Origin of the sequence: Flavobacterium pectinovorum (assembly GCF_006438875.1) — a bacterium.
Classification (GTDB): domain Bacteria; phylum Bacteroidota; class Bacteroidia; order Flavobacteriales; family Flavobacteriaceae; genus Flavobacterium; species Flavobacterium pectinovorum_A.
This window is the reverse complement of record NZ_RCZH01000023.1, coordinates 44,411-64,065: the sequence shown is the minus strand read 5'-3', so window position 1 is coordinate 64,065 and position 19,655 is coordinate 44,411. Positions and strand designations below refer to the sequence as shown.

Here is a 19,655-nt window from a genome sequence, read left to right as displayed (position 1 = left end):
TGGTAGTACATGAATTTTTACAAACAAATTTAAAATTTAAACTATGAAAAAATTAAGTCTTATTTTTATTATGGCTATTGCCTCGTTTTCATCTTATGCTCAATCTTCATTTAAGGAAGATGTAGATGTTGTACAAAGTGTTTATGGAAAATCAAAAAGTGATCTTGTAAAAGAATACATGAATTTATCAGATACACAGGCTGCAGCGTTTACAAAAGTTTATGATAATTATGAAACAGAACGTAAAGCTCTTGGACAAACAAAATTTCAACTAATCAATGATTATGCAGCAAATTATGCCACTCTAACAGATGCAAAAGCTGATGAATTGGCCAAAGGAACTTTGAAAAATAATTTAGGTTACGAAAAATTATATGATAAAACTTATGGTCAGGCTAAAAAAGTAATTGGAGCTATAAATGCTGCAAAATTTATTCAGTTAGAAGTGTATTTACAAACTACGATCCGTAACGAAATTCAAAATTCAATACCATTTATTGGTGAGTTGGATAAGACAAAAGTTAAAATGTAATTTAAGTTTGATATCAAATAAAACGGGAGTTTTTCTTGAAAGGCTCCCGTTTTATTATTGCTTTATAAAAAGATTATTTAGCGGTTTTAACCTCATAAATAGCATTTACCATTCCGTTTCGTGGACTATCTAATGTAAGTTCCCAGAACATAATTCCACCTAATTTTTTAGCTTTTACATATTCTGTTTTTGCTTTTATAGAAGCTAAATCATCTCCGGTTGCGAATGTTTTTTCTTTTTCATTGTACCAATAAGGCGCTTTCGCTTTATCATCCCAAAAATATTTCCAACCATTTGCTTCTGTATAAGTAGTTGTGAAATTTTTAAAATCAACACCAGGAATATGTTCGCCTGCTTGGTATAGACCATTGTTTACATTTTCTACATTTTTCCATGTTCTCGTATAAAACGCACCTCCAATAATTAATTTTTCAGCAGGAACTCCTTGTTTTAGCAAAAAGGTAACGGCTTTATCGGTAGATTCTTCTTTTTCGTTTGTGCTGTATAATGGAGTATGATGTCCTGTAACTTTAGAATAACCGTTAACCAAATCGTAACTCATAATATTGATACGATTTACTAATGGCGCGACAACTTTCCAATCGATAGATTCGTCTAAGTATTTTTGAAAACCTCCGGCCGCAAAACTTAATTCGTATTTTTTACCTAAAGTAGAACGCAGAATTTTAATTAATTCTGTAAAATTTGGTTTGTCAGCAGCTTGGTATAAATGTCCTGGCAGTCCCTCAATTGCAGGATATTCCCAATCTAAATCTAAACCATCTACTTTAAAATAATTACTAACTTCCTTTACAGATTTAGCAAAAGTTAATCTTCCTTCAGCAGTAGAAAAAGCAGCAGAACAAGGTTCGCAACCGCCCCAGCCACCAAGAGAAAGAATAATTTTTAGCTGCGGATTTGAAGCTTTTAAAGAAACCAAATATTTAATAGTAGTTGAATCTTTAGGAGAATCAACGCTCAGTTTTCCCTCTTTTAAATGACAGAAACTAAAGATAATTTGGTTCAGTTTATTTACCTCATATTCATTAATTAGTTTGTCATCGCCAGTGTAATAAGCAATAATGTCCATTTTTTTATTTTTTTGTGCGAATATATTTGTGGTACATAAACACAATAAAAACAAAGCAATAAGGTTAATTTGTTTCATCGTATGTTTTTTTTGAGTTTTTAGAATGCTAAATATAAAACATTAGGATTGAAAGTTTACTATCTTTTTTTAAATTAAAACTCAAAATGTTATATGCTTAAAAAAACGCACAGATTACAAGATTAAAATGATTAAAAAAATCTGTGCTAATCCTATAATCTGTGTCAATAATTTTTTGAAAAAATAAACCCGCACTGTTTCGGATTAGTGCGGGTTTAAACAAATTAAAAGCTAAAAACTATTTTTATATTAGAAGCAGTATTCGTTTTCTGCAACTAATTTAGATGTAATAACCTCTCTTAAGGCTACAACATTTGGATTGTTTGTGTATTTTGTGAAACGTTTCAATCCCATTAACATCATACGTTGTTCGTCTCCTTCTGCAAAAGAAATAATTCCCTCTTTTCCTCTTGAGTTAACGATATCTACAGCTTTGTATAAGTATAATTTTGCCATAGCAATTTGCTCTTGTACTTTAGCTTCACCTTGATTTTTGGCTAATTTTTCAGTTCTAAGGATAGTACTTTCAGCCATATAGATTTCGATTAAGATATCAGAAGCAGCCATTAATAACTGTTGGTGAGCATCTAAATCCGGTCCGTATTTTTGAACAGCGCTACCGGCAACCATTAAGAAAACTTTCTTAAGGTTTGCAACAATTCCTTTTTCTTCAGCAAATAATTCAGAGAAATCAGGAGTATCAAAAGATGGAATTCCCATTAATTCTTCAGAAACTTTCATTGCTGGTCCTAATAAATCAACGTGACCTTTCATAGCTTTTTTAATCAACATCCCTACAGAAAGCATTCTGTTGATTTCGTTTGTTCCTTCGTAGATTCTAGCGATACGGGCATCTCTCCAGGCACTTTCCATTGGAGTGTCTTCAGAGAATCCCATTCCACCAAAAATCTGAATTCCTTCGTCAGCACACGCTTGTACGTCTTCAGAAACTGCTACTTTCAAGATAGAACATTCGATAGCATATTCTTCAACACCTTTCAATTCAGCTTCCTGATGCGTAGTTCCTTCCGCTTCACGAGCAGCAATTCTGTCTTCGATATCTTTTGCAGCACGGTAAGAAGCACTTTCACCAGCGTAAGCATTAGTTGCCATTTCAGCTAGTTTAGAACGGATTGCTCCAAAAGAAGAAATTGCAGTATTAAACTGAATTCTTTCGTTAGCATATTTAACTGCATTTGTAGTAACTCTACGTTGCGCATCTAAACAAGCCGCAGCCAATTTAATACGACCAACGTTAAGAGCATTCATTGCAATTTTGAAACCGTTTCCTCTTTCAGACAACATGTTTTCAACAGGAACTTTAGTATCGTTGAAGAAAACCTGACGTGTAGAAGATGCACGGATTCCTAATTTATGCTCTTCTTCATTCATAGAAATTCCGTTTGATGGATCGTTTTCTACGATGAAACCTGTAATATTTTTATCGTCTCCAATACGGGCAAAAACGATGAAAACGCTACAGAAACCTGCATTCGAAATCCACATTTTTTGTCCTGTGATAGAGTAGTATTTTCCATCTTCAGATAAAACAGCTTTAGTTTTTCCTGAGTTAGCATCAGATCCTGCGCCTGGTTCAGTCAAGCAATAAGCTCCAAACCATTCTCCGGTAGCTAATTTAGGAACGTATTTTTTCTTTTGTTCTTCAGTACCATAAAGAGTAATTGGCATAGTTCCAATTCCTGTATGAGCACCAAAAGCAGTTGAGAAAGATCCTGTTGCTCCAGAAATGTAATCGCAAACTAACATCGTAGATACGAATCCCATTCCTAATCCGCCGTATTCCTCAGGAACTGCAACTCCAAGAAGTCCAAGTTCACCCGCTTTACGCATAGAAGCTTCTGTATAAGCGTAATCTTTCTTCTCGAAACGATCTTTATGTGCCCATAATTCTTTGTCGACGAACTCTTTTACAGAGTCACGCATCATTAACTGCTCTTCCGAAAAATCTTCTGGTGTAAAGATATCTTCGCACTTTGTTTCTTTAACTAAAAACTGACCACCACGGGTTACGTTTTTTTCGATTGTATCTGCCATTGCTTTTGTTTTTTGTATGTTTTTAAATTAAGATGCAAGAGTCAAGAAGAAAGATTGTTGTCTAACTTGTTGATGAAGCCTGTGGTCATCTTTTGAAATTCAATTATTTTGTTTTCTAATTTTTCTGTTTTTTCTTTTGTTAGATAGTCATTTTGACAAGCTATTAACAATTGTGTTTGCAATTCAAATGACGAACCTAAACTGATATTCAAATAGTGTTGAAAATGTTTATTTCCTCTGTTTGATCCTTCAGCAATATTTGAAGGCATTGAAACAGAACATCGATTCATTTGATTTACCAAACTATAAATTTCTGATTTTGGAAAAGTGGCGGTTAGTCTATAGATATCATTTGTAATTTCCATAGCTAAAATCCAAATTTTCAAATTCTTAAAATTGTGTCTCATGTTTTTTGAGGCAAGATAAGAAATAAAAATTTAAAGTAAGTTTTTTACTACTTTTTAAGGTTTTGTTTCCAGAATCTATACTTCATTCCAAAATTAAGTCTTGCTTCTTGCTTCTTTCCTCTATTTTCTCTCCTAAAGAACCTCATAAATCCCCGCAGAACCCTGACCAGTTCCCACACACATAGAAACGATTCCGTATTTACTGCCTCGGCGTTTCATTTCGTCGAATAACTGAACAGAAAGTTTAGCTCCGGTACATCCCAGAGGGTGACCTAAAGCGATAGCTCCACCGTTTACGTTTACGATATCAGGATTTAAACCTAATTCACGAATTACAGCTAATGATTGAGAAGCAAATGCCTCGTTTAATTCCACCAAGTCAATATCTTTCAATTCAAGACCCGCTTGTTTCAATGCTTTCGGAATTGCTTTTACAGGACCGATACCCATGATTCTTGGCTCAACACCAGAAGAAGCAAAGTTTACCAATCTTGCAATTGGTTCAAGATTTAATTCTTTCACCATATCCTCGCTCATGATTAAAACAAAAGCAGCACCATCACTCATTTGAGAAGAGTTACCTGCAGTTACACTTCCGTCAGCAGCAAAAACAGGTCTTAATCCTGACAATGCGGCAACAGATGTTCCAGCACGTGGCCCTTCGTCTTGTTTTACAACGTATGATTTAGTTTCTTTTTTACCGTTTTCATTGACGAAAGTCTGCTCAACAGTAATCGGAACGATTTGTTTGTCGAATTTACCTTCAGCTTGTGCTTTCAAGGCTTTCATATGAGAGTTGTAAGCAAACTCATCCTGATCTTCTCTTGAGATTTTATATTGGTTGGCAACCGCTTCAGCGGTCAAACCCATTCCCCAGTAATAATCTTCGTGACCTGCAGCTGCAACTTTATAATCCGGAGTTGGTTTGTAACCTCCCATCGGAATAAAACTCATACTTTCGGCACCACCGGCGATAATACAATCCGCCATTCCAGATTGGATTTTAGCAGTCGCCATCCCGATAGTTTCAAGTCCAGATGCGCAATAACGGTTTACGGTTACACCCGGAACATCTTCAACTTTTAATCCCATAAGAGAGATTAAACGTCCAACGTTCAGACCTTGTTCTGCTTCCGGCATGGCATTTCCTACCATAACGTCATCGATACGTTTTTTGTCAAAATCAGGCAGTTCATCCATCATAAACTGAATGGTTTCTGCAGCTAATTCATCAGGTCTTTTAAATCTAAAAACTCCTTTTGGTGCTTTTCCTACCGCAGTACGGTAAGCTTTTACTATATATGCTGTTTTCATTTGTTTTGTTTTTTTAAGATTTATTAGAAGATCGAGGAGAGGCAAGAGGCAAGAAACAAGACAAAACTTAATTTTGAAATCTTGCTTCTTGCATCTTTCTTCTTTTCACTTCTTCATTCTATTTTCTAATTACGAAGTGGTTTCCCTTTAGTTAACATATATTGGATTCTCTCTAAAGTCTTGCGTTCTGTACATAAACTCAAGAAAGCTTCACGTTCGATATCTAATAAATATTGTTCAGATACTAAAGTCGCTTCAGATAAATCACCACCAGCCATTACGTAAGCCAGTTTGTTAGCGATTTTTTTATCGTGTTCAGAAATGTATTTTCCAGCTTCCATTTGATCTGTTCCAACTAAGAACATTCCAAGAGCTTGCTTTCCTAATACTTTCACATCAGTTCTTCTTATCGGTTGAGTATAACCAGCTTCTGCCATTAACAACGCATGTTTTTTAGCTTCAGCGATCTGACGATCTTTATTTACAACTACAATATCTTTACCATGTTGAAGAAGTCCATTATCAAAAGCTTCGTAAGCCGAAGTCGATACTTTAGCCATAGCAATAGTCAAGAAATACTCTTGAAGAACATTTAATTCCACATCGTTTTTATGGAATAAATCAGATGCTCTCAAAGCCATTTCTTTAGATCCACCACCACCAGGAAGTACACCAACACCAAATTCAACTAATCCCATGTAAGTTTCTGCAGCAGCAACCACTTTATCAGCGTGTAAGCTCATTTCGCATCCACCTCCAAAAGTCATTCCGTGAGGGGCAACAACAACTGGGATAGAAGAGTAACGAACGCGCATCATAGTGTCCTGGAACATTTTGATAGCCATGTTCAACTCGTCATATTCCTGCTCAACTGCCATCATGAAAATCATTCCGATATTAGCTCCAACAGAGAAATTCGCTGCCTGGTTTCCAATGACTAAACCTTGATATTCTTTTTCAGATAAGTCAATTGCTTTATTGATAGCCTGAAGTACATCGCCACCAATCGTATTCATTTTAGATTGGAATTCTAAGTTCAAAATTCCATCTCCTAAATCCTGAATGATTGCACCACTATTGCTCCAAACTTTTTTGCTTTCGCGAATGTTGTTCAGAATAATGAATGAATCTTGTCCAGGAACTTTTACTTGAGATTTTGTTGGAATGTTATAGAAATAAGTAGCTCCTTCTTTAACAGAATAGAAACTCTCACTTCCGGAAGCCAACATTTCGTTAACCCATGCAGCAGGCTCAAGACCTTCTGCTTTCATGATTTCGATTCCGTTGGCAACACCAATCGCGTCCCAGATTTCGAAAGGACCATTTTCCCATCCGAAACCGGCTTTCATCGCATCATCAATTTTATATAATTCGTCTGAGATTTCAGGAATTCTGTTTGACACATAAGCAAACATTCCGGCGAAACTCTTACGGTAGAATTCTCCTGCTTTATCTTTTCCTTTCACAAGAACTTTAAAACGATTGATAGGTTTATCGATAGTTTTTGTTAGTTCAAGTGTAGCAAAATTTGCTTTTTTAGCAGCACGATATTCTAATGTATCTAAGTCAAGAGTAAGAATATCTTTGTCTACTTTTTTGTAGAAACCTTGTCCGGTTTTGCTTCCTAACCAATTATTTTCCATCATTTTGGTGATGAAATCAGGAAGTTTAAACAATTCGTGTTGTTCATCCGTTGGGCAGTTTTCATAAATACCATTGGCAACGTGTACCAAAGTATCCAAACCAACAACGTCAACAGTACGGAAAGTAGCCGATTTTGGACGACCAATTACCGGACCAGTCAATTTATCAACTTCTTCAATCGTTAATCCCATTTCTTTTACCAAATGGAATAAACTCTGAATACCGTAAATACCAATTCTGTTTCCAATAAACGCCGGAGTATCTTTGGCAACAACCGAAGTTTTTCCTAAAAATTTAGAACCGTATTCGTTTAAGAAATCCAATACTTCAGTTGCCGTTTTTGGACCAGGAATAATTTCAAATAATTTTAAGTAACGCGCAGGGTTAAAAAAGTGAGTTCCGCAGAAGTGTTGTTGAAAATCTTCGCTTCTACCTTCGCTCATAAAATGAATTGGAATACCAGAAGTGTTAGAAGTAACCAAAGTTCCCGGTTTACGGAATTTCTCGATTTGTTCAAAAACCAGTTTTTTAATGTCAAGACGTTCTACAACAACTTCAATAATCCAGTCAACATTAGCAATTTTTGCCATATCATCAGTCGTATTTCCAGTCGTAATTCTGTTTGCGAATTTTTGACTGTAAATAGGAGATGGTTTCGATTTTAATGAATTCGCCAAGTGCTCATTTACTACACGGTTGCGAACAACTTTACTTTCAAGCGTTAATCCTTTTTTAGTTTCAGCTTCTGTCAACTCGCGTGGTACAATGTCAAGCAATAAAACTTCAACACCAATATTGGCAAAATGACAAGCTATTCCTGAACCCATAATTCCGGATCCAATTACAGCAACTTTTTTAATTGTGCGTTTCATATTTGTTAATGTTTGTTTTTATTTGAATTTGAAACTCCTTAATAAATAAGGTTATTCATTTCCTGTTTTTTCTGTTTGATTAAATATGTTTTTATCGTGAATAAGTTCATTTATGATTTCCGAAACCTCGATAAAATGTTTCATTTTTTCATCCGAAACATGTTTTCTAACCGTCTCATTAAATTTCAAAACTGTATTCTTAGATAATTCTCTTTTTTCTTTTCCAAATTCCGTCAGGTAGATTAAGACACCGCGACCATCACTTGGGTTTTTTTTGCGAACAATCAAACCTTTGTCTTCCATTGATTTCAAGGTTCTTGTAAGACTTGTAGCTTCCATACCCATTCTTGGGCCTAAAGCCGTCGATGGAGTCCCATCTTCCTTATCAATACTCAAAAGTGCAAATCCCGTCGCCATTGTAGCATCGTATTTAGCAGCTTCCTCGTTATACATTCTTGATACGGCTTGCCATGTAGCTCTCAAAATATAATCTATTGTTTTGTCTTTCATATGTAACTATATCGATTTCAAATATAATCAAAAAATACTATGCATGCATATTATTTTATCATAAATTTTTGGTTATTTAAAAAATTCCTCTGAATTATAGGGGTTTACGGTTAATTTTTAATTGAAATATACTATTCTTTTTTTTGATTTTAACAAATTTTAAGACTTAAAAAAAGTTTTACGTATCTAAAACGGACTAAAATTCTTCTTTATGTAAAAAAAGATATAATAAAGTGCGAATAAACTTTAGTCTTCATATCGTGTAATCGCTTTCTGAAGGATTTTTTTCATCCGATTCCGAAGATTTTCAGGACGCAAAACCTCAATTCCGTCACCAAAACCCAATAAAATACGTTCCATTTCATAATTAGGAGAAATCATTAGATGAATAATAACACTATTGTCTTCATTTTCCTGAATTAATCTTTGGGTATGATGCAACGGTTTTGTCAAAACATAAGGTGCATTTGTGGCATCAATCCAAAGTTCAATTCTTCTGGGTTTCAAACCCGAATTTACTGTTACGCCAATAATATTCTCGTAATAGACTTCAGCATCAAAATCCTCCTCTATATAAGGAAGGTTAAAATCGTAATCGATCGCAATAATTCTGTCCAGCGCCAAATTCGTAATGGGTTGAGAACCCTTAGTTTTTCCAATCAAAAACCAACGATTATTGAATTCCTTCAAAATAAAGGGATGAAAATGAAATTTACTTTCCTCCTTCGATTTAAATGATTTATAAGTAATCACAAGAACAACCTTCTTGATAATCGCCTGATAAATCTCGTCCAGATAATGCAAACCCTTTAAACCCTCGTTTTTGTCCAGATAAATAACAGGCTTCGTATGCGATTTCTCCGAATAGATTTTATCCTCCAAACGCTGCAAAATATCCGATACATCATTAAACAGCGAAAAATCCTTAAACTGCTTCAGCATCGAAACCGTTTCCGTCAAAACATTCATATCCGTTTCCGTCAGCGGAATATCCGTAATCGTAAACTCGTCGTCCTCATATTTATAGAACTTCTTGTCATAAACGACAATTGGCGCATTATAACCCAGTTTTTCACTTCGCATCAGCTGAATATCCATTTGGATTGTCCGTTTGCTAATTGGATTTTCCCGACCTTCATATTCAAACAAAGCTTCAGAACAATATTCGATCAAATCCTCCAAAGTCCATTGCCGATATTTATTTTGTAGACATTTGTCTATCGTTTTGTACCGTATTAAGGCATTCTTGTTTTGAGACATATTATTTTGTTTTGCCGCAAAGGCGCAAAGGCACTAAGTTTTTTTGTTTCTCGCAGATTTAGCAGATCGAGCAGATTTTTTTAATCATTTTTTATACTTTATCCCGATAGCTATCGGGAGTGGCTTTAAAAATAAAACTTTGCTACTTTGCTACTTTGCGCGATTATTTTTTTGCTTAACAATTATATTACCAGCATGTTTTGGGTGTGTCCCTCCGGGTCGGGCTTTCGGCTTTATCTTTTGTTCCGTTCCACTTCACAAAAGGATATCGCCTCTATCCCTCACGTAATTATGATAACAACAAAATCTCGTTTATACATTGTTATAATCTGGGTTTTTCAATTCCCAATTCTAGATTCCAATTTTCCGCCATCATTTTCCGTAGAGACGCACAGCAGTGCGTCTAACACATCGTAACCACAATTTATTCAGATCGCGAAAGACGCACTGCTGTGTTCCTCTACAGAAATTCGTTGTAAATAAATCACGAAAATTTTTACGTCAAGAATAAAACCTCCCGTTCAATATTCGTCCTTGCTTTCTTTTCATACAATTTCCTGAATACATCTGTTTGAAAAATAGAATCATATTCCAGAAAATGTTTCAAAGCCTTTGCGCGTCCCGGTTTATAAAGAAAATCAGGATAAATGCGATATTCCTTTCGAATCTGTTCAAAATAAATTTGATATTCAGACCAACCTCGGGCAAGAATTTTCAAATCAAAATCAATTAACCAATTAATATCTTCAACCTCATTATGTTGGTGCAATTGCGTCGCACAAATCATATCAAATACCAATTTCTGATTTATATTAGAACTTTTCGGCAGAATTTTAACTGCAAACTCAGCACTTTTGAGCTCGTTATCTTTTTTACTGCTTACATAGATATAGTCATGATAAAAGATCGAATACAAAACCTCATTTGGGAATTGAAGTTTGTCAAAATACATTTCAAAACATTCAATCATATCGTTAATATGCGTCAGATTGTGATAATATCTTGATTTCTTGGAATATGCCTTTTCTAAATCAAACCAATTTTTTTCAATTGCTTTTTCGTCAAAGCCAATATTTGCAAGCAATTCGGCATATTTTTCCTTTAAATTCATGTAGTTTTTATTTAAATCTTAATGTAAAGCTCCATAGGAGCGTAATATTTATAGCCGTAATATTTATAGCAATTTATTAGAAGGGATCAAAAGCTCCAGCGGAGCGACATTTCGGCTTTTATGTTTAATCAATAAAATATGTCACCCCGCTGGGGTTCTTGAAATGTTTTTGGAAAAATAGCTATAAATATGTCGTCCCTCTGGGACTTTATGGTTTTTGTCAAATCTTAAAAATAGCTATAAATATGTCGTCCCTCTGGGACTTTCGTGATTTTATCAAATCTCAATAATAGCTATAAATATGTTGTCCCTCTGGGACTTTATTGTTTTTGTCAAATCTAAAAAAATCTATAAATATGCCATCCCTATGGGACTTAGGCGATTTTTGTCACCTAAATATCTACTCAAATATAGAATTCTTTTTTTACTGCGCAAAATAATTGCGTAGTGGTTCTGAAATCTTTGTAATGTCAAAACGAAAGGCCTTGTAGCTTAAAAGGAAAAGCCTACAGAAAAATTACTGACTGTAGAGTTTGCGGATATTCCGGTTAGACCCGAGCGGACTAATGGGTAGAATTTACAGAAGCACCGAAATCGTTAGGGAAAGTAGGGAAGCGTATTTAGAGCCGCAATGCCCGAAAGGGAATATGAGTTCGAATCTCATCAGGGTCACAAAAATAAAAGATTTTTTTACTGCGCAAAATAAGTGCGTAGTACAATCGAAATCTTTGTAACATCAAAAAGAAACAACAAGAGATTGTTTAATTTTTAAAAACGAGAAATTATGAAATTCAATTTTTTAGCAAAAGAAAAAAACACCGTAGTTAATTACGAAAATGCTGTAGCTTTTCCGTTAACGCCAGATTATGAATTGTATGCAGCGGTTGTGACAACAAGTTTAAATGCTTCATTTTATGAAAAAGATACAACTCGTTTAGAAAGAATTAAAGATTTAATCCAAAAGAGTAATCCGGTATTTGTAGCAAAATTGGCGGTTTATGCCCGAAACGAAATGCACATGCGTTCCGTTCCATTAGTTTTAATCGTAGAATTAGCAAAAATATATTCCGGTGATTCGTTAATCAGTAAAATGATTACGCAAGTTATACAACGTGCCGACGAAATAACCGAATTATTGGCGTATTACCAAATGGCAAACGAACGAAACGGCGTGAAAAAACTAAACCGTTTATCGAAACAAATCCAAAAAGGTTTAGCAAATTCATTCAATAAATTTGATGAATACCAATTTGCAAAATACAATCGTGATGGTGCGGTAAAATTAAAAGATGCCTTGTTTTTGGTACATCTAAAAGCAAAAGACGAAGCACAACAAGTATTATTCAACAAAATAGTAAACGATGCTTTGCAAACGCCTTATACCTGGGAAACCGAATTATCGAAAGTAGGTCAGTTAAAATATTATAACGAAGCCGAAAAGCAAAAAGCATTCACCCAAAAATGGGAAGAATTGATCGATAGCAACAAAATAGGTTATATGGCATTGTTGCGTAATTTGCGAAATATAGTCGAAGCCAATGTTTCGCGATATCATATCTCAAAAGTTTGTGATTATCTTTCTAATGAAAAAGCGGTTGCAAACTCGAAACAATTACCATTCCGATTTTTAGCTGCATATCGTGAGTTAAAAGAGTTGAATTCTAAATACGTACCAATGATTTTGGATGCTTTAGAAGAGGCTGTTATGGCGAGCGCACAAAACATAAAAGGTTTTGATGTCAGTACATCAGTTGTAATAGCTTGTGATGTTTCTGGTTCGATGCAAAAAAACATCTCGCCAAAAAGTAAAATAATGCTTTACGATATTGGTTTGATGTTGGGTATGTTGCTGCAAAGCCGTTGCAAAGATGTGGTAAGTGGTATGTTTGGTGATCGATGGAAAATTATCAATATGCCAAAACGAGCGATATTGTCCAACGTAAACGAATATTACAAGCGAGAAGGTGAAGTAGGTTACTCGACAAATGGTTATTTGGTTTTGGAAGATTTGATAAAACGAAATGAAATCGTTGATAAAGTAATGCTATTTACCGATGTTCAAATGTGGAATAGTAATATGACGAAAGATTCATTTGCGTATTCATGGAACCGATACAAAGCGATCGCTCCAAATGCAAAATTGTATTTGTTTGACTTGGCAGGTTACGGTCAGACACCAATAAATGTCGAGAAAAACGATGTGTATTTAATAGCCGGTTGGTCAGATAAAGTGTTTGATGTATTGAATGCTTTAGACGATAAAAATAGCGCGTTGAATTACATTAACCGTATAGAATTGTAGAAAAATATCTGCTGCGCAAAATAATTGCGCAGTAGTATTTGAATCTTTGCAATAGAAATGTTCATTGAAAAATAATAAAAAACAAGTGTCGTAAAAAAGAGCTCCTTCGTGTCGTGGGTTCAATCCCCATCAATTTTATTGTTATATATAGAAATGTAGCTCAGTGGTTAGAGCAGAAATATCTTTTTGAATGTAGCCTTGTTTTAAAATAAAGGTATTGGTTTCGTAGATAAGAGTTACTTCAGGGGAATTGTAGTACAGGTTCGAATCCTGTTCAGTTTAGGCTGATAGTGAAATGGTAACACACAATTATATAGTCTCTTATTGATTATTATCCAATACTTTAAAATAAAAAAGAATGTCGTAAACAAGAGTTACTTCGTCTCAAATTTGGGGAGGAATAGCGAAGTTGTAGAATCAGCAAGGTTATCCAGTTCGACTCTGGCAAGACAAGCCCCGTTTCTCTTATTGTCTTTTACTTCTTTTTAAAATCGAAAAATGTTGTGTGTGAGAAATACTTCGTTCCAAAAAGAATTCTCATCAATTGTTGCTTTTTCAAAATTATAATATGCCGTGTATAAAGTGTTACTTCGCGGCATGATTATATTAGGTTCGAATCCTAAAAGTCGCTAATAGAATATTGCTCTTAAAAAAGAGTGTCGTCAGGAAATGGTTACTTCGATTCCAATGAAAAACAAACCATCCCTAAACATTACCTCTTTTAAAAATTATAAAAGCTGCGCAAAATAACTGCGCAGCTTTTTTTAATATTTGTATCATCAAATTAATACAATCACAAATGAAAAATGCTTTTCCTTATCCGTATTATATTTATGGTTCTGATGATTCTACGGATCAGGATGTTATTATTATAGTTCCAAAAGAAGATATGCCGGAAACACAGGAAGACCGAAAAAACAAGGTTTTTTTTCTTTTGAAAGAATACAATCTGAATTGGAATGCAACATTGGCAGTAATCGAAAACGGGAAAATCTCGGATACAATTTTTACCAAATCCTGGATTGATTCCCTCAATAATGCATTACTTGAAACGTATCCTTTACATCAACAGGAATATGAATTATTAGTCACCAAAAAATAAATCAGAAACAAAACACTGGCTATTTACAAAGCCGTTCGAACCGTTTTGACGATGTTAACGCGAACAGAATATAGAACTCAGATTCGACCAATTTTAAAAGGAATACATGATTTTAATTTGAAATTGGAAGTACTGGACAAAATAGATTTTTTTTCGCTTTCAGAATTTCATCAGAAGAATACGAAAGATGAAGATATTTGGAAAATTATAGCCTTTTATGTCGGACAAAATATCGCACTTATCGAAAACGATATTGAAATATATACCAAGAAGAACTTCGTAAACCATTTCAATGATTTGGATGGATTTATATATAGAAAAACAATTACGGCAGAAGATAAAATGATTTTACAGAAATATATCAAGCATTGGCTGAAACTGCTTCATGATTTTGGAGAATTTAAATCGGCAAATGGTTTTTTGACTTGTAAAGAGGAATGTATTGACATGTTAAATGAGAAATTTTAATTGGTTTAATCGTTGTGTTTGTCATTTCGACCAAAGGGAGAAATCACACAAGAAACTCCGTTCCCGTAATCGCCAATCTTTGTCGAGCTACTTTATGTGATTTCTCGTTCCTCGAAATGACACAAAATGTGCTGACTAATCTTTGTCGAGTCACTTACGAGGATTTCTCGTGCCTCGAAATGGCAAAAATGCGCTGGCCAATTTTATGCATAAACTATTGGCTACACCCCATCTTGTCATTTCGACCAGAGGGAGAAATCACACAAGAAACTCCGTTCCCGTAATCGCCAATCTTTGTCGAGCTACTTTATGTGATTTACTTCGTCTGTTCGCTATCGCTCGGGTCTCGTTCCTCGAAATGACAAATTAGACGAAAATATTATTATGAAAATGATTGCCCTAGCCCCGATAGTCCCGAAGCTTCGGGAGAAAATCCTTTTGTGGCGGTCCCGAGGCTTCGGGAGCCACAAAAGATTGTAACGGATAGCGGGATTAGCTCCTAAAAAAAATTGGTATTATCATAGAAATTGAAATGACACAAAATGTGCTGACTAATCTTTGTCGAGTCACTTACGAGGATTTCTCTCCCGAAGCCTCGGGATCGAGATGACAATATTGCGGTTAAACTTTGTGCCTTAGCGTCTTCGCGCGAAATAATATATATCAAAATAAAACTTACTTTTCAGCTTCTACGCAAGATAACTGCGCAGTAACTTTTGAATCTTTGTTTAAAGATTAGAACTTATGAATACAGCACTTTTAAAAGAGATGATTTCCAAAAATTATGTAAGGGTAAATAAACATCCACAACATGATTTATACATATACAATTATACCCAAAGCGCACAATTTGAGAGAATCTGGAATGATGTAACCTTGGCTTGCAGAGGTTTAATTTTGGACAAAAACGGAAATGTAATCGCAAGACCTTTTCCTAAGTTTTTCAATTTGGGCGAAATCGAAAATCAGGTTCTTCCTAATACAGCTTTTGAAGTTTATGATAAAATGGACGGTTCATTGGGAATTTTATATTGGATAAACGATGTTCCTTTTATCGCAAGCCGAGGTTCTTTTTCGAGCGTTCAGTCGGATAAAGCAAATGAAATGTTACACGGAAAATACAAAACGACATGGGAACTTTTGGATAAAAACAAAACGTATATGTTCGAAATTATTTATCCTGAAAACCGAGTTGTTTTAGATTACGGAGCTTCAGAAGAATTGGTTTTGCTGGCAATTATTGATACACAATCCGGAGAAGAATTTGACCTTGAAGATCTTGGTTTTCCTGTGGTTGAGAAGTATAACGGAATCAAAGATCTTTTGGTTTTAAAAGAAATGGATATTGCGGACAAAGAAGGTTTTATCATTAAATATTCAAACAATTTCAGGGTAAAAATTAAATTTGAAGAGTATCTTCGTTTACACCGAATTATTACTCAGGTTTCTAACTTGAATATCTGGGAATATTTGAAAACCAATCAGCCAATGGAAGAAATTCTGGAACGAGTTCCGGACGAGTTTTTTTATTGGGTAAAAGAAACTAAAAAAGATTTAGAAACGAAATATGCGGTAATAAAAGATCAGGCCGAAAAGGATTTCAAAGTATTTGAAACGGTCAAAGAAACCGCTTTGTATTTCCTGACTTGTCAACATTCGGGCGTATTATTTGCCATGCTGAATAACAAAGATTATTCGGTGATTATATGGAAAATGATTCGGCCAACATTTGAAAAACCGTTTAATAGAGAAGAAGAATAAAATGAGAAAAGTAATTTTAATGAAAGGATTACCGGGAAGTGGGAAATCTACTTTGGCAAAAAAGATAATTGCAGATAATCCTGAAACTTATAAAAGAATCAACAGAGACGATTTACGTGCGATGTTTGACAACGGAAACACGACACAAAGCAATGAGAAATTCGTTAAAAAAGTACGTGATTTATTAATCGTAAAAGCTTTGGAAGAAGGAAAAAGCATTGTGATTGATGATACCAATTTATCGGATACTAATTTTAAACGTGTTTCACAATTGGTTCAGGAATACAACACAAAATTCAATGAAAAGGTAGAAGTTGAGGTTCTGGAAGTCAATACAGATGTTGCGGTTTGTATCGAAAGAGATGCGTTGAGAGAGAAACCTGTTGGAGAAAAAGTGATCAAAAAAATGCACCGACAATTCTTTAAAGGTTCTCCGGAATACTGCGATCAAAACCCTGATTTGCCAAAAGCCATAATTTGCGATCTTGACGGAACACTGGCATTAATGAACGGACGAAATCCTTTTGATGCGAGCAAATGTGACGAAGACGAAATCAATAATCCGGTGGCGAATGTTTTGAGAAATTACAAGAAATTGGGTTATGAAATATTACTGGTTTCAGGAAGAGAAGACCGGTACAAAGAACCAACGTTGCGTTTTCTTGAAAAACATGAAATCGAATACGATGCCTTAATCATGAGAAAAACCAAAGACAGCCGAAAAGATTCCGTCATAAAAACCGAAATCTACAACGAATCCATCAAAGATAAATACTTTGTAGAATTTGTCTTAGACGACAGAAATCAAGTAGTTGATACTTGGAGAAATGATTTGAAATTACCTTGCTTCCAGGTTTACTATGGAGATTTCTAGAAGAGGTTCAAAGGTGCAGAGGGACAAAGATGAAAACGATGCAAGAAACAAGAAGCAAGATGAAGAGTGTTTATGAAAGAAGTTAGGTTGAAAAGGATGGGAATAAAGAAGCAAGATGAAATAAACTAGGTTTTAAGATTAAGTCTTGCCTCTTGCATCTTTCTTCTACCAAATCTTAAAAAATAAAAAAAATGAATACATACATAGATATGGGAATTAATTTAACCAATAAACAATTCCAAAACGACATAGACGATGTCGTACAAAACGCATTAGATGCCGATGTATCGCAAATGATACTAACCGGAACAAGCGTAAGAAACAGTGAAGAATCTTCGCGAATAGCAAAAGAATATCCCGGAATATTATACGCAACAGCAGGAATTCATCCGCATGATGCGAAGAGTTTTGATGCGCAGAGTATTCCGAAACTGAGAAATTTATTAAAACAGAAACAAGTAGTTTCAGTAGGCGAGTGCGGACTCGATTTTGATCGGGACTTTTCGCCCAGAAATATTCAGGAAACCTGTTACAAAGCCCAATTAGAATTGGCAATCGAAGTTCAGAAACCTTTGTTTTTGCACGAAAGAGCCGCTTTTACAAAGTTTATGGACATTACAAAAGACTATTTGCCACAATTGCCAAAAGCCGTTGTGCATTGTTTTACAGGAAATTTACAAGAAGCCAAAACTTATCTTGATAACGGATTTTATCTTGGTTTTACAGGAGCAATATCCGACAGCAAACGTTTTGAGCATTTAAAAGAAGTGATACAATACATTCCGCTTGACCGAATGATGATCGAAACCGATGCACCTTTTATGCTCCCAAAAAATGTTCCGAACAGTCTTTTAAAGAAATACCACGAACGCCGTTGCGAACCTGCTTTTCTGCCTTTTGTTGCAGCAACAATTGCACAGTTCAAAGGAGTTTCAGGAATTAAAGTTGCGGAAGAAACAACGAAGAATGCGAAAAACTTTTTTAATATCTAGGTTCAAAGTGGCAAAGGTTCAAAGGTTCAAAGGTTCAAAGTGGCAAAGGTGCAGAGGAACAAAGGATAAAAACAAAAAAACTTTGCGACTCCGCGTCTTTGCGAGATTAAAACCATACCAAGAGAATAAAAAAACTTTGCGTCTTGGTGCCTTCGTGGCAAAAAAAAACTTTGCGACTCCGCGTCTTTGCGAGATTAAAACCAGACCAAGAGAATAAAAAAAAACTTTGTGTCTTAGCGCCTTCGTGGCAAAAAAAAAACTTTGCGACTCTGCGTCTTTGCGCGATTAAAACCACACCAAGAGAATAAAAAACTTTGTGTCTTACCGCCTTAGTGGCAAAAAAAACTTTGCGTCTTAGCGCCTTCGTGGCAAAAAAACAAACAGATTTATATCAGGATAGAACGGGAGATATAAATATTTATTTAATTTGCCTAAAAAAATAATAATGAAATTCGTACTGCACAGAACCATAATCATAAAGTCACTTATTGCTGCATTGGCTGTATTAGGAATTAAAAATTTTGTATTCAAAAACCTTTCTTTCTACGGACAGGATTTTCATGATTTGATTGAATTATCAGATATTACGATTATTTTCACCGGAGCATTTTTTGTATTTGGATTATTATTGGCAGCAACGATGACCGATTTTAAAGAAAGTGAAAAAATCCCGGGAGAAGTTGCTTCAAATTTGGAAGCGATCAAAGATTGGATTTATCTCGCTTTTAGAGCGCCAAGAACAGGAACTTCAGATTTGTGTATGGAAGAATTAAACAGCACTTTTTTGCGCGAAGAAATGATTTCCATTACTAATGGCATTATTGATTGGATCTATTCCAGCGGAAAAGATTCTACCGTTATCTTTCCCTTAATTCGGAAATCAAACGAAATTGCCTATTATTTTGCCGAAAGAGGCGTCGACAAAGAAGCCATAAAAGGCATACAGGAAAATACGAATGCGATGCGAAAACAGCTTACGCGTGCCTATACGATTTCGCGAAACAACTTCATCAAACCCGCATATATTCTGCTTCAAAGTATTTTGTTTATTGTCATGTCATTTTTATTGATTAGCAAATTCAAAAGCCCTTCGGCAGATTATTTGGTAACTTCTGCGATCACCTTTATATTTTGCTATTTGTATTTATTAATCAGCGGATTAGACGATCCTTTTGATATTCATAACGGAGATACCAATGTCGATTTGAAACCTATAGACCGATTCAAACAACGACTGATTTCAGATTTTTTAGTTTCAAAACCGAATTAAATATTCAGAAAAC

At 35.0% G+C, this 19,655-nt stretch carries 16 protein-coding genes and 1 tRNA gene; 9 read left to right on the top strand and 8 right to left on the bottom strand.

Going from position 1 to position 19,655, the window contains the following annotated elements:
- Window positions 1-43: 43 nt before the first annotated feature.
- The gene (locus EAH81_RS24595) at window positions 44-532 is read left to right on the top strand and encodes a hypothetical protein (RefSeq protein ID WP_140511647.1); all 489 of its coding nucleotides are present in this window, start codon (window positions 44-46) and stop codon (window positions 530-532) included.
- Between the two features lie 73 nt (window positions 533-605).
- On the opposite strand, the gene EAH81_RS24590 is transcribed toward EAH81_RS24595, so the two are convergent.
- The 8 genes from EAH81_RS24590 to EAH81_RS24555 form a co-directional block, all read right to left on the bottom strand.
- Complete coding sequence (locus tag EAH81_RS24590; protein ID WP_140511646.1) at window positions 606-1,700, bottom strand: glycoside hydrolase family 18 protein; 1,095 nt, start codon at window positions 1,698-1,700, stop codon at window positions 606-608.
- Between the two features lie 249 nt (window positions 1,701-1,949).
- Window positions 1,950-3,755 (bottom strand): acyl-CoA dehydrogenase family protein, encoded by a 1,806-nt coding sequence (locus EAH81_RS24585; protein WP_140511645.1) that lies wholly within the window; start codon window positions 3,753-3,755, stop codon window positions 1,950-1,952.
- Window positions 3,756-3,796: 41 nt separating this feature from the next.
- Window positions 3,797-4,162, bottom strand: a complete 366-nt coding sequence (locus tag EAH81_RS24580) for a four helix bundle protein (RefSeq protein WP_140511644.1) — start codon at window positions 4,160-4,162, stop codon at window positions 3,797-3,799.
- 132 nt (window positions 4,163-4,294) lie between these two features.
- Entirely contained in the window at window positions 4,295-5,476 is a 1,182-nt protein-coding gene (locus tag EAH81_RS24575) for a thiolase family protein (RefSeq protein WP_089481889.1), read from the bottom strand.
- A 125-nt stretch (window positions 5,477-5,601) separates the two neighbouring features.
- A complete protein-coding gene (locus tag EAH81_RS24570) occupies window positions 5,602-7,992 on the bottom strand; it encodes a 3-hydroxyacyl-CoA dehydrogenase/enoyl-CoA hydratase family protein (protein ID WP_140511643.1) in 2,391 nt (796 codons plus the stop codon).
- 51 nt (window positions 7,993-8,043) lie between these two features.
- A complete protein-coding gene (locus EAH81_RS24565; RefSeq protein ID WP_089354313.1) occupies window positions 8,044-8,502 on the bottom strand; it encodes a MarR family winged helix-turn-helix transcriptional regulator in 459 nt (152 codons plus the stop codon).
- A gap of 246 nt (window positions 8,503-8,748) precedes the next feature.
- Entirely contained in the window at window positions 8,749-9,762 is a 1,014-nt protein-coding gene (locus EAH81_RS24560; protein ID WP_140511642.1) for a helix-turn-helix transcriptional regulator, read from the bottom strand.
- A gap of 496 nt (window positions 9,763-10,258) precedes the next feature.
- Window positions 10,259-10,873, bottom strand: a complete 615-nt coding sequence (locus tag EAH81_RS24555; RefSeq protein WP_140511641.1) for a hypothetical protein — start codon at window positions 10,871-10,873, stop codon at window positions 10,259-10,261.
- Between the two features lie 784 nt (window positions 10,874-11,657).
- Between EAH81_RS24555 and EAH81_RS24550 the strand changes: the two genes are divergently transcribed.
- The 8 genes from EAH81_RS24550 to EAH81_RS24520 all read left to right on the top strand — a co-directional run bounded on the left by EAH81_RS24550 (window position 11,658) and on the right by EAH81_RS24520 (window position 19,642).
- Entirely contained in the window at window positions 11,658-13,175 is a 1,518-nt protein-coding gene (locus tag EAH81_RS24550; RefSeq protein WP_140511640.1) for a TROVE domain-containing protein, read from the top strand.
- A 151-nt stretch (window positions 13,176-13,326) separates the two neighbouring features.
- Window positions 13,327-13,457, top strand: a tRNA-OTHER gene (locus EAH81_RS27305).
- 517 nt (window positions 13,458-13,974) lie between these two features.
- The gene (locus EAH81_RS24545) at window positions 13,975-14,277 is read left to right on the top strand and encodes a hypothetical protein (RefSeq protein ID WP_140511639.1); all 303 of its coding nucleotides are present in this window, start codon (window positions 13,975-13,977) and stop codon (window positions 14,275-14,277) included.
- A gap of 51 nt (window positions 14,278-14,328) precedes the next feature.
- Window positions 14,329-14,745 carry a hypothetical protein gene (locus EAH81_RS24540; protein ID WP_140511638.1) on the top strand — a complete coding sequence of 139 codons (417 nt, stop codon included), beginning with the start codon at window positions 14,329-14,331 and terminating at the stop codon, window positions 14,743-14,745.
- 744 nt (window positions 14,746-15,489) lie between these two features.
- A complete protein-coding gene (locus tag EAH81_RS24535; RefSeq protein ID WP_140511637.1) occupies window positions 15,490-16,506 on the top strand; it encodes a T4 RnlA family RNA ligase in 1,017 nt (338 codons plus the stop codon).
- Window position 16,507: 1 nt separating this feature from the next.
- Entirely contained in the window at window positions 16,508-17,380 is an 873-nt protein-coding gene (locus EAH81_RS24530) for an AAA family ATPase (protein ID WP_140511636.1), read from the top strand.
- Between the two features lie 191 nt (window positions 17,381-17,571).
- The gene (locus EAH81_RS24525; protein WP_140511635.1) at window positions 17,572-18,372 is read left to right on the top strand and encodes a TatD family hydrolase; all 801 of its coding nucleotides are present in this window, start codon (window positions 17,572-17,574) and stop codon (window positions 18,370-18,372) included.
- A 445-nt stretch (window positions 18,373-18,817) separates the two neighbouring features.
- On the top strand, window positions 18,818-19,642 hold the full coding sequence (locus tag EAH81_RS24520; protein WP_140511634.1) for a hypothetical protein: 825 nt from the start codon (window positions 18,818-18,820) through the stop codon (window positions 19,640-19,642).
- Window positions 19,643-19,655: the final 13 nt, after the last annotated feature.

Bases quoted from the DNA above. Each gene is read 5' to 3' on its own strand.
- EAH81_RS24595 (WP_140511647.1), top strand. From the start codon at position 44: ATGAAAAAATTAAGTCTTATTTTTATTATGGCTATTGCCTCGTTTTCA.
- EAH81_RS24590 (WP_140511646.1), bottom strand. From the start codon at position 1,700: ATGAAACAAATTAACCTTATTGCTTTGTTTTTATTGTGTTTATGTACC.
- EAH81_RS24585 (WP_140511645.1), bottom strand. From the start codon at position 3,755: ATGGCAGATACAATCGAAAAAAACGTAACCCGTGGTGGTCAGTTTTTA.
- EAH81_RS24580 (WP_140511644.1), bottom strand. From the start codon at position 4,162: ATGAGACACAATTTTAAGAATTTGAAAATTTGGATTTTAGCTATGGAA.
- EAH81_RS24575 (WP_089481889.1), bottom strand. From the start codon at position 5,476: ATGAAAACAGCATATATAGTAAAAGCTTACCGTACTGCGGTAGGAAAA.
- EAH81_RS24570 (WP_140511643.1), bottom strand. From the start codon at position 7,992: ATGAAACGCACAATTAAAAAAGTTGCTGTAATTGGATCCGGAATTATG.
- EAH81_RS24565 (WP_089354313.1), bottom strand. From the start codon at position 8,502: ATGAAAGACAAAACAATAGATTATATTTTGAGAGCTACATGGCAAGCC.
- EAH81_RS24560 (WP_140511642.1), bottom strand. From the start codon at position 9,762: ATGTCTCAAAACAAGAATGCCTTAATACGGTACAAAACGATAGACAAA.
- EAH81_RS24555 (WP_140511641.1), bottom strand. From the start codon at position 10,873: ATGAATTTAAAGGAAAAATATGCCGAATTGCTTGCAAATATTGGCTTT.
- EAH81_RS24550 (WP_140511640.1), top strand. From the start codon at position 11,658: ATGAAATTCAATTTTTTAGCAAAAGAAAAAAACACCGTAGTTAATTAC.
- EAH81_RS24545 (WP_140511639.1), top strand. From the start codon at position 13,975: ATGAAAAATGCTTTTCCTTATCCGTATTATATTTATGGTTCTGATGAT.
- EAH81_RS24540 (WP_140511638.1), top strand. From the start codon at position 14,329: ATGTTAACGCGAACAGAATATAGAACTCAGATTCGACCAATTTTAAAA.
- EAH81_RS24535 (WP_140511637.1), top strand. From the start codon at position 15,490: ATGAATACAGCACTTTTAAAAGAGATGATTTCCAAAAATTATGTAAGG.
- EAH81_RS24530 (WP_140511636.1), top strand. From the start codon at position 16,508: ATGAGAAAAGTAATTTTAATGAAAGGATTACCGGGAAGTGGGAAATCT.
- EAH81_RS24525 (WP_140511635.1), top strand. From the start codon at position 17,572: ATGAATACATACATAGATATGGGAATTAATTTAACCAATAAACAATTC.
- EAH81_RS24520 (WP_140511634.1), top strand. From the start codon at position 18,818: ATGAAATTCGTACTGCACAGAACCATAATCATAAAGTCACTTATTGCT.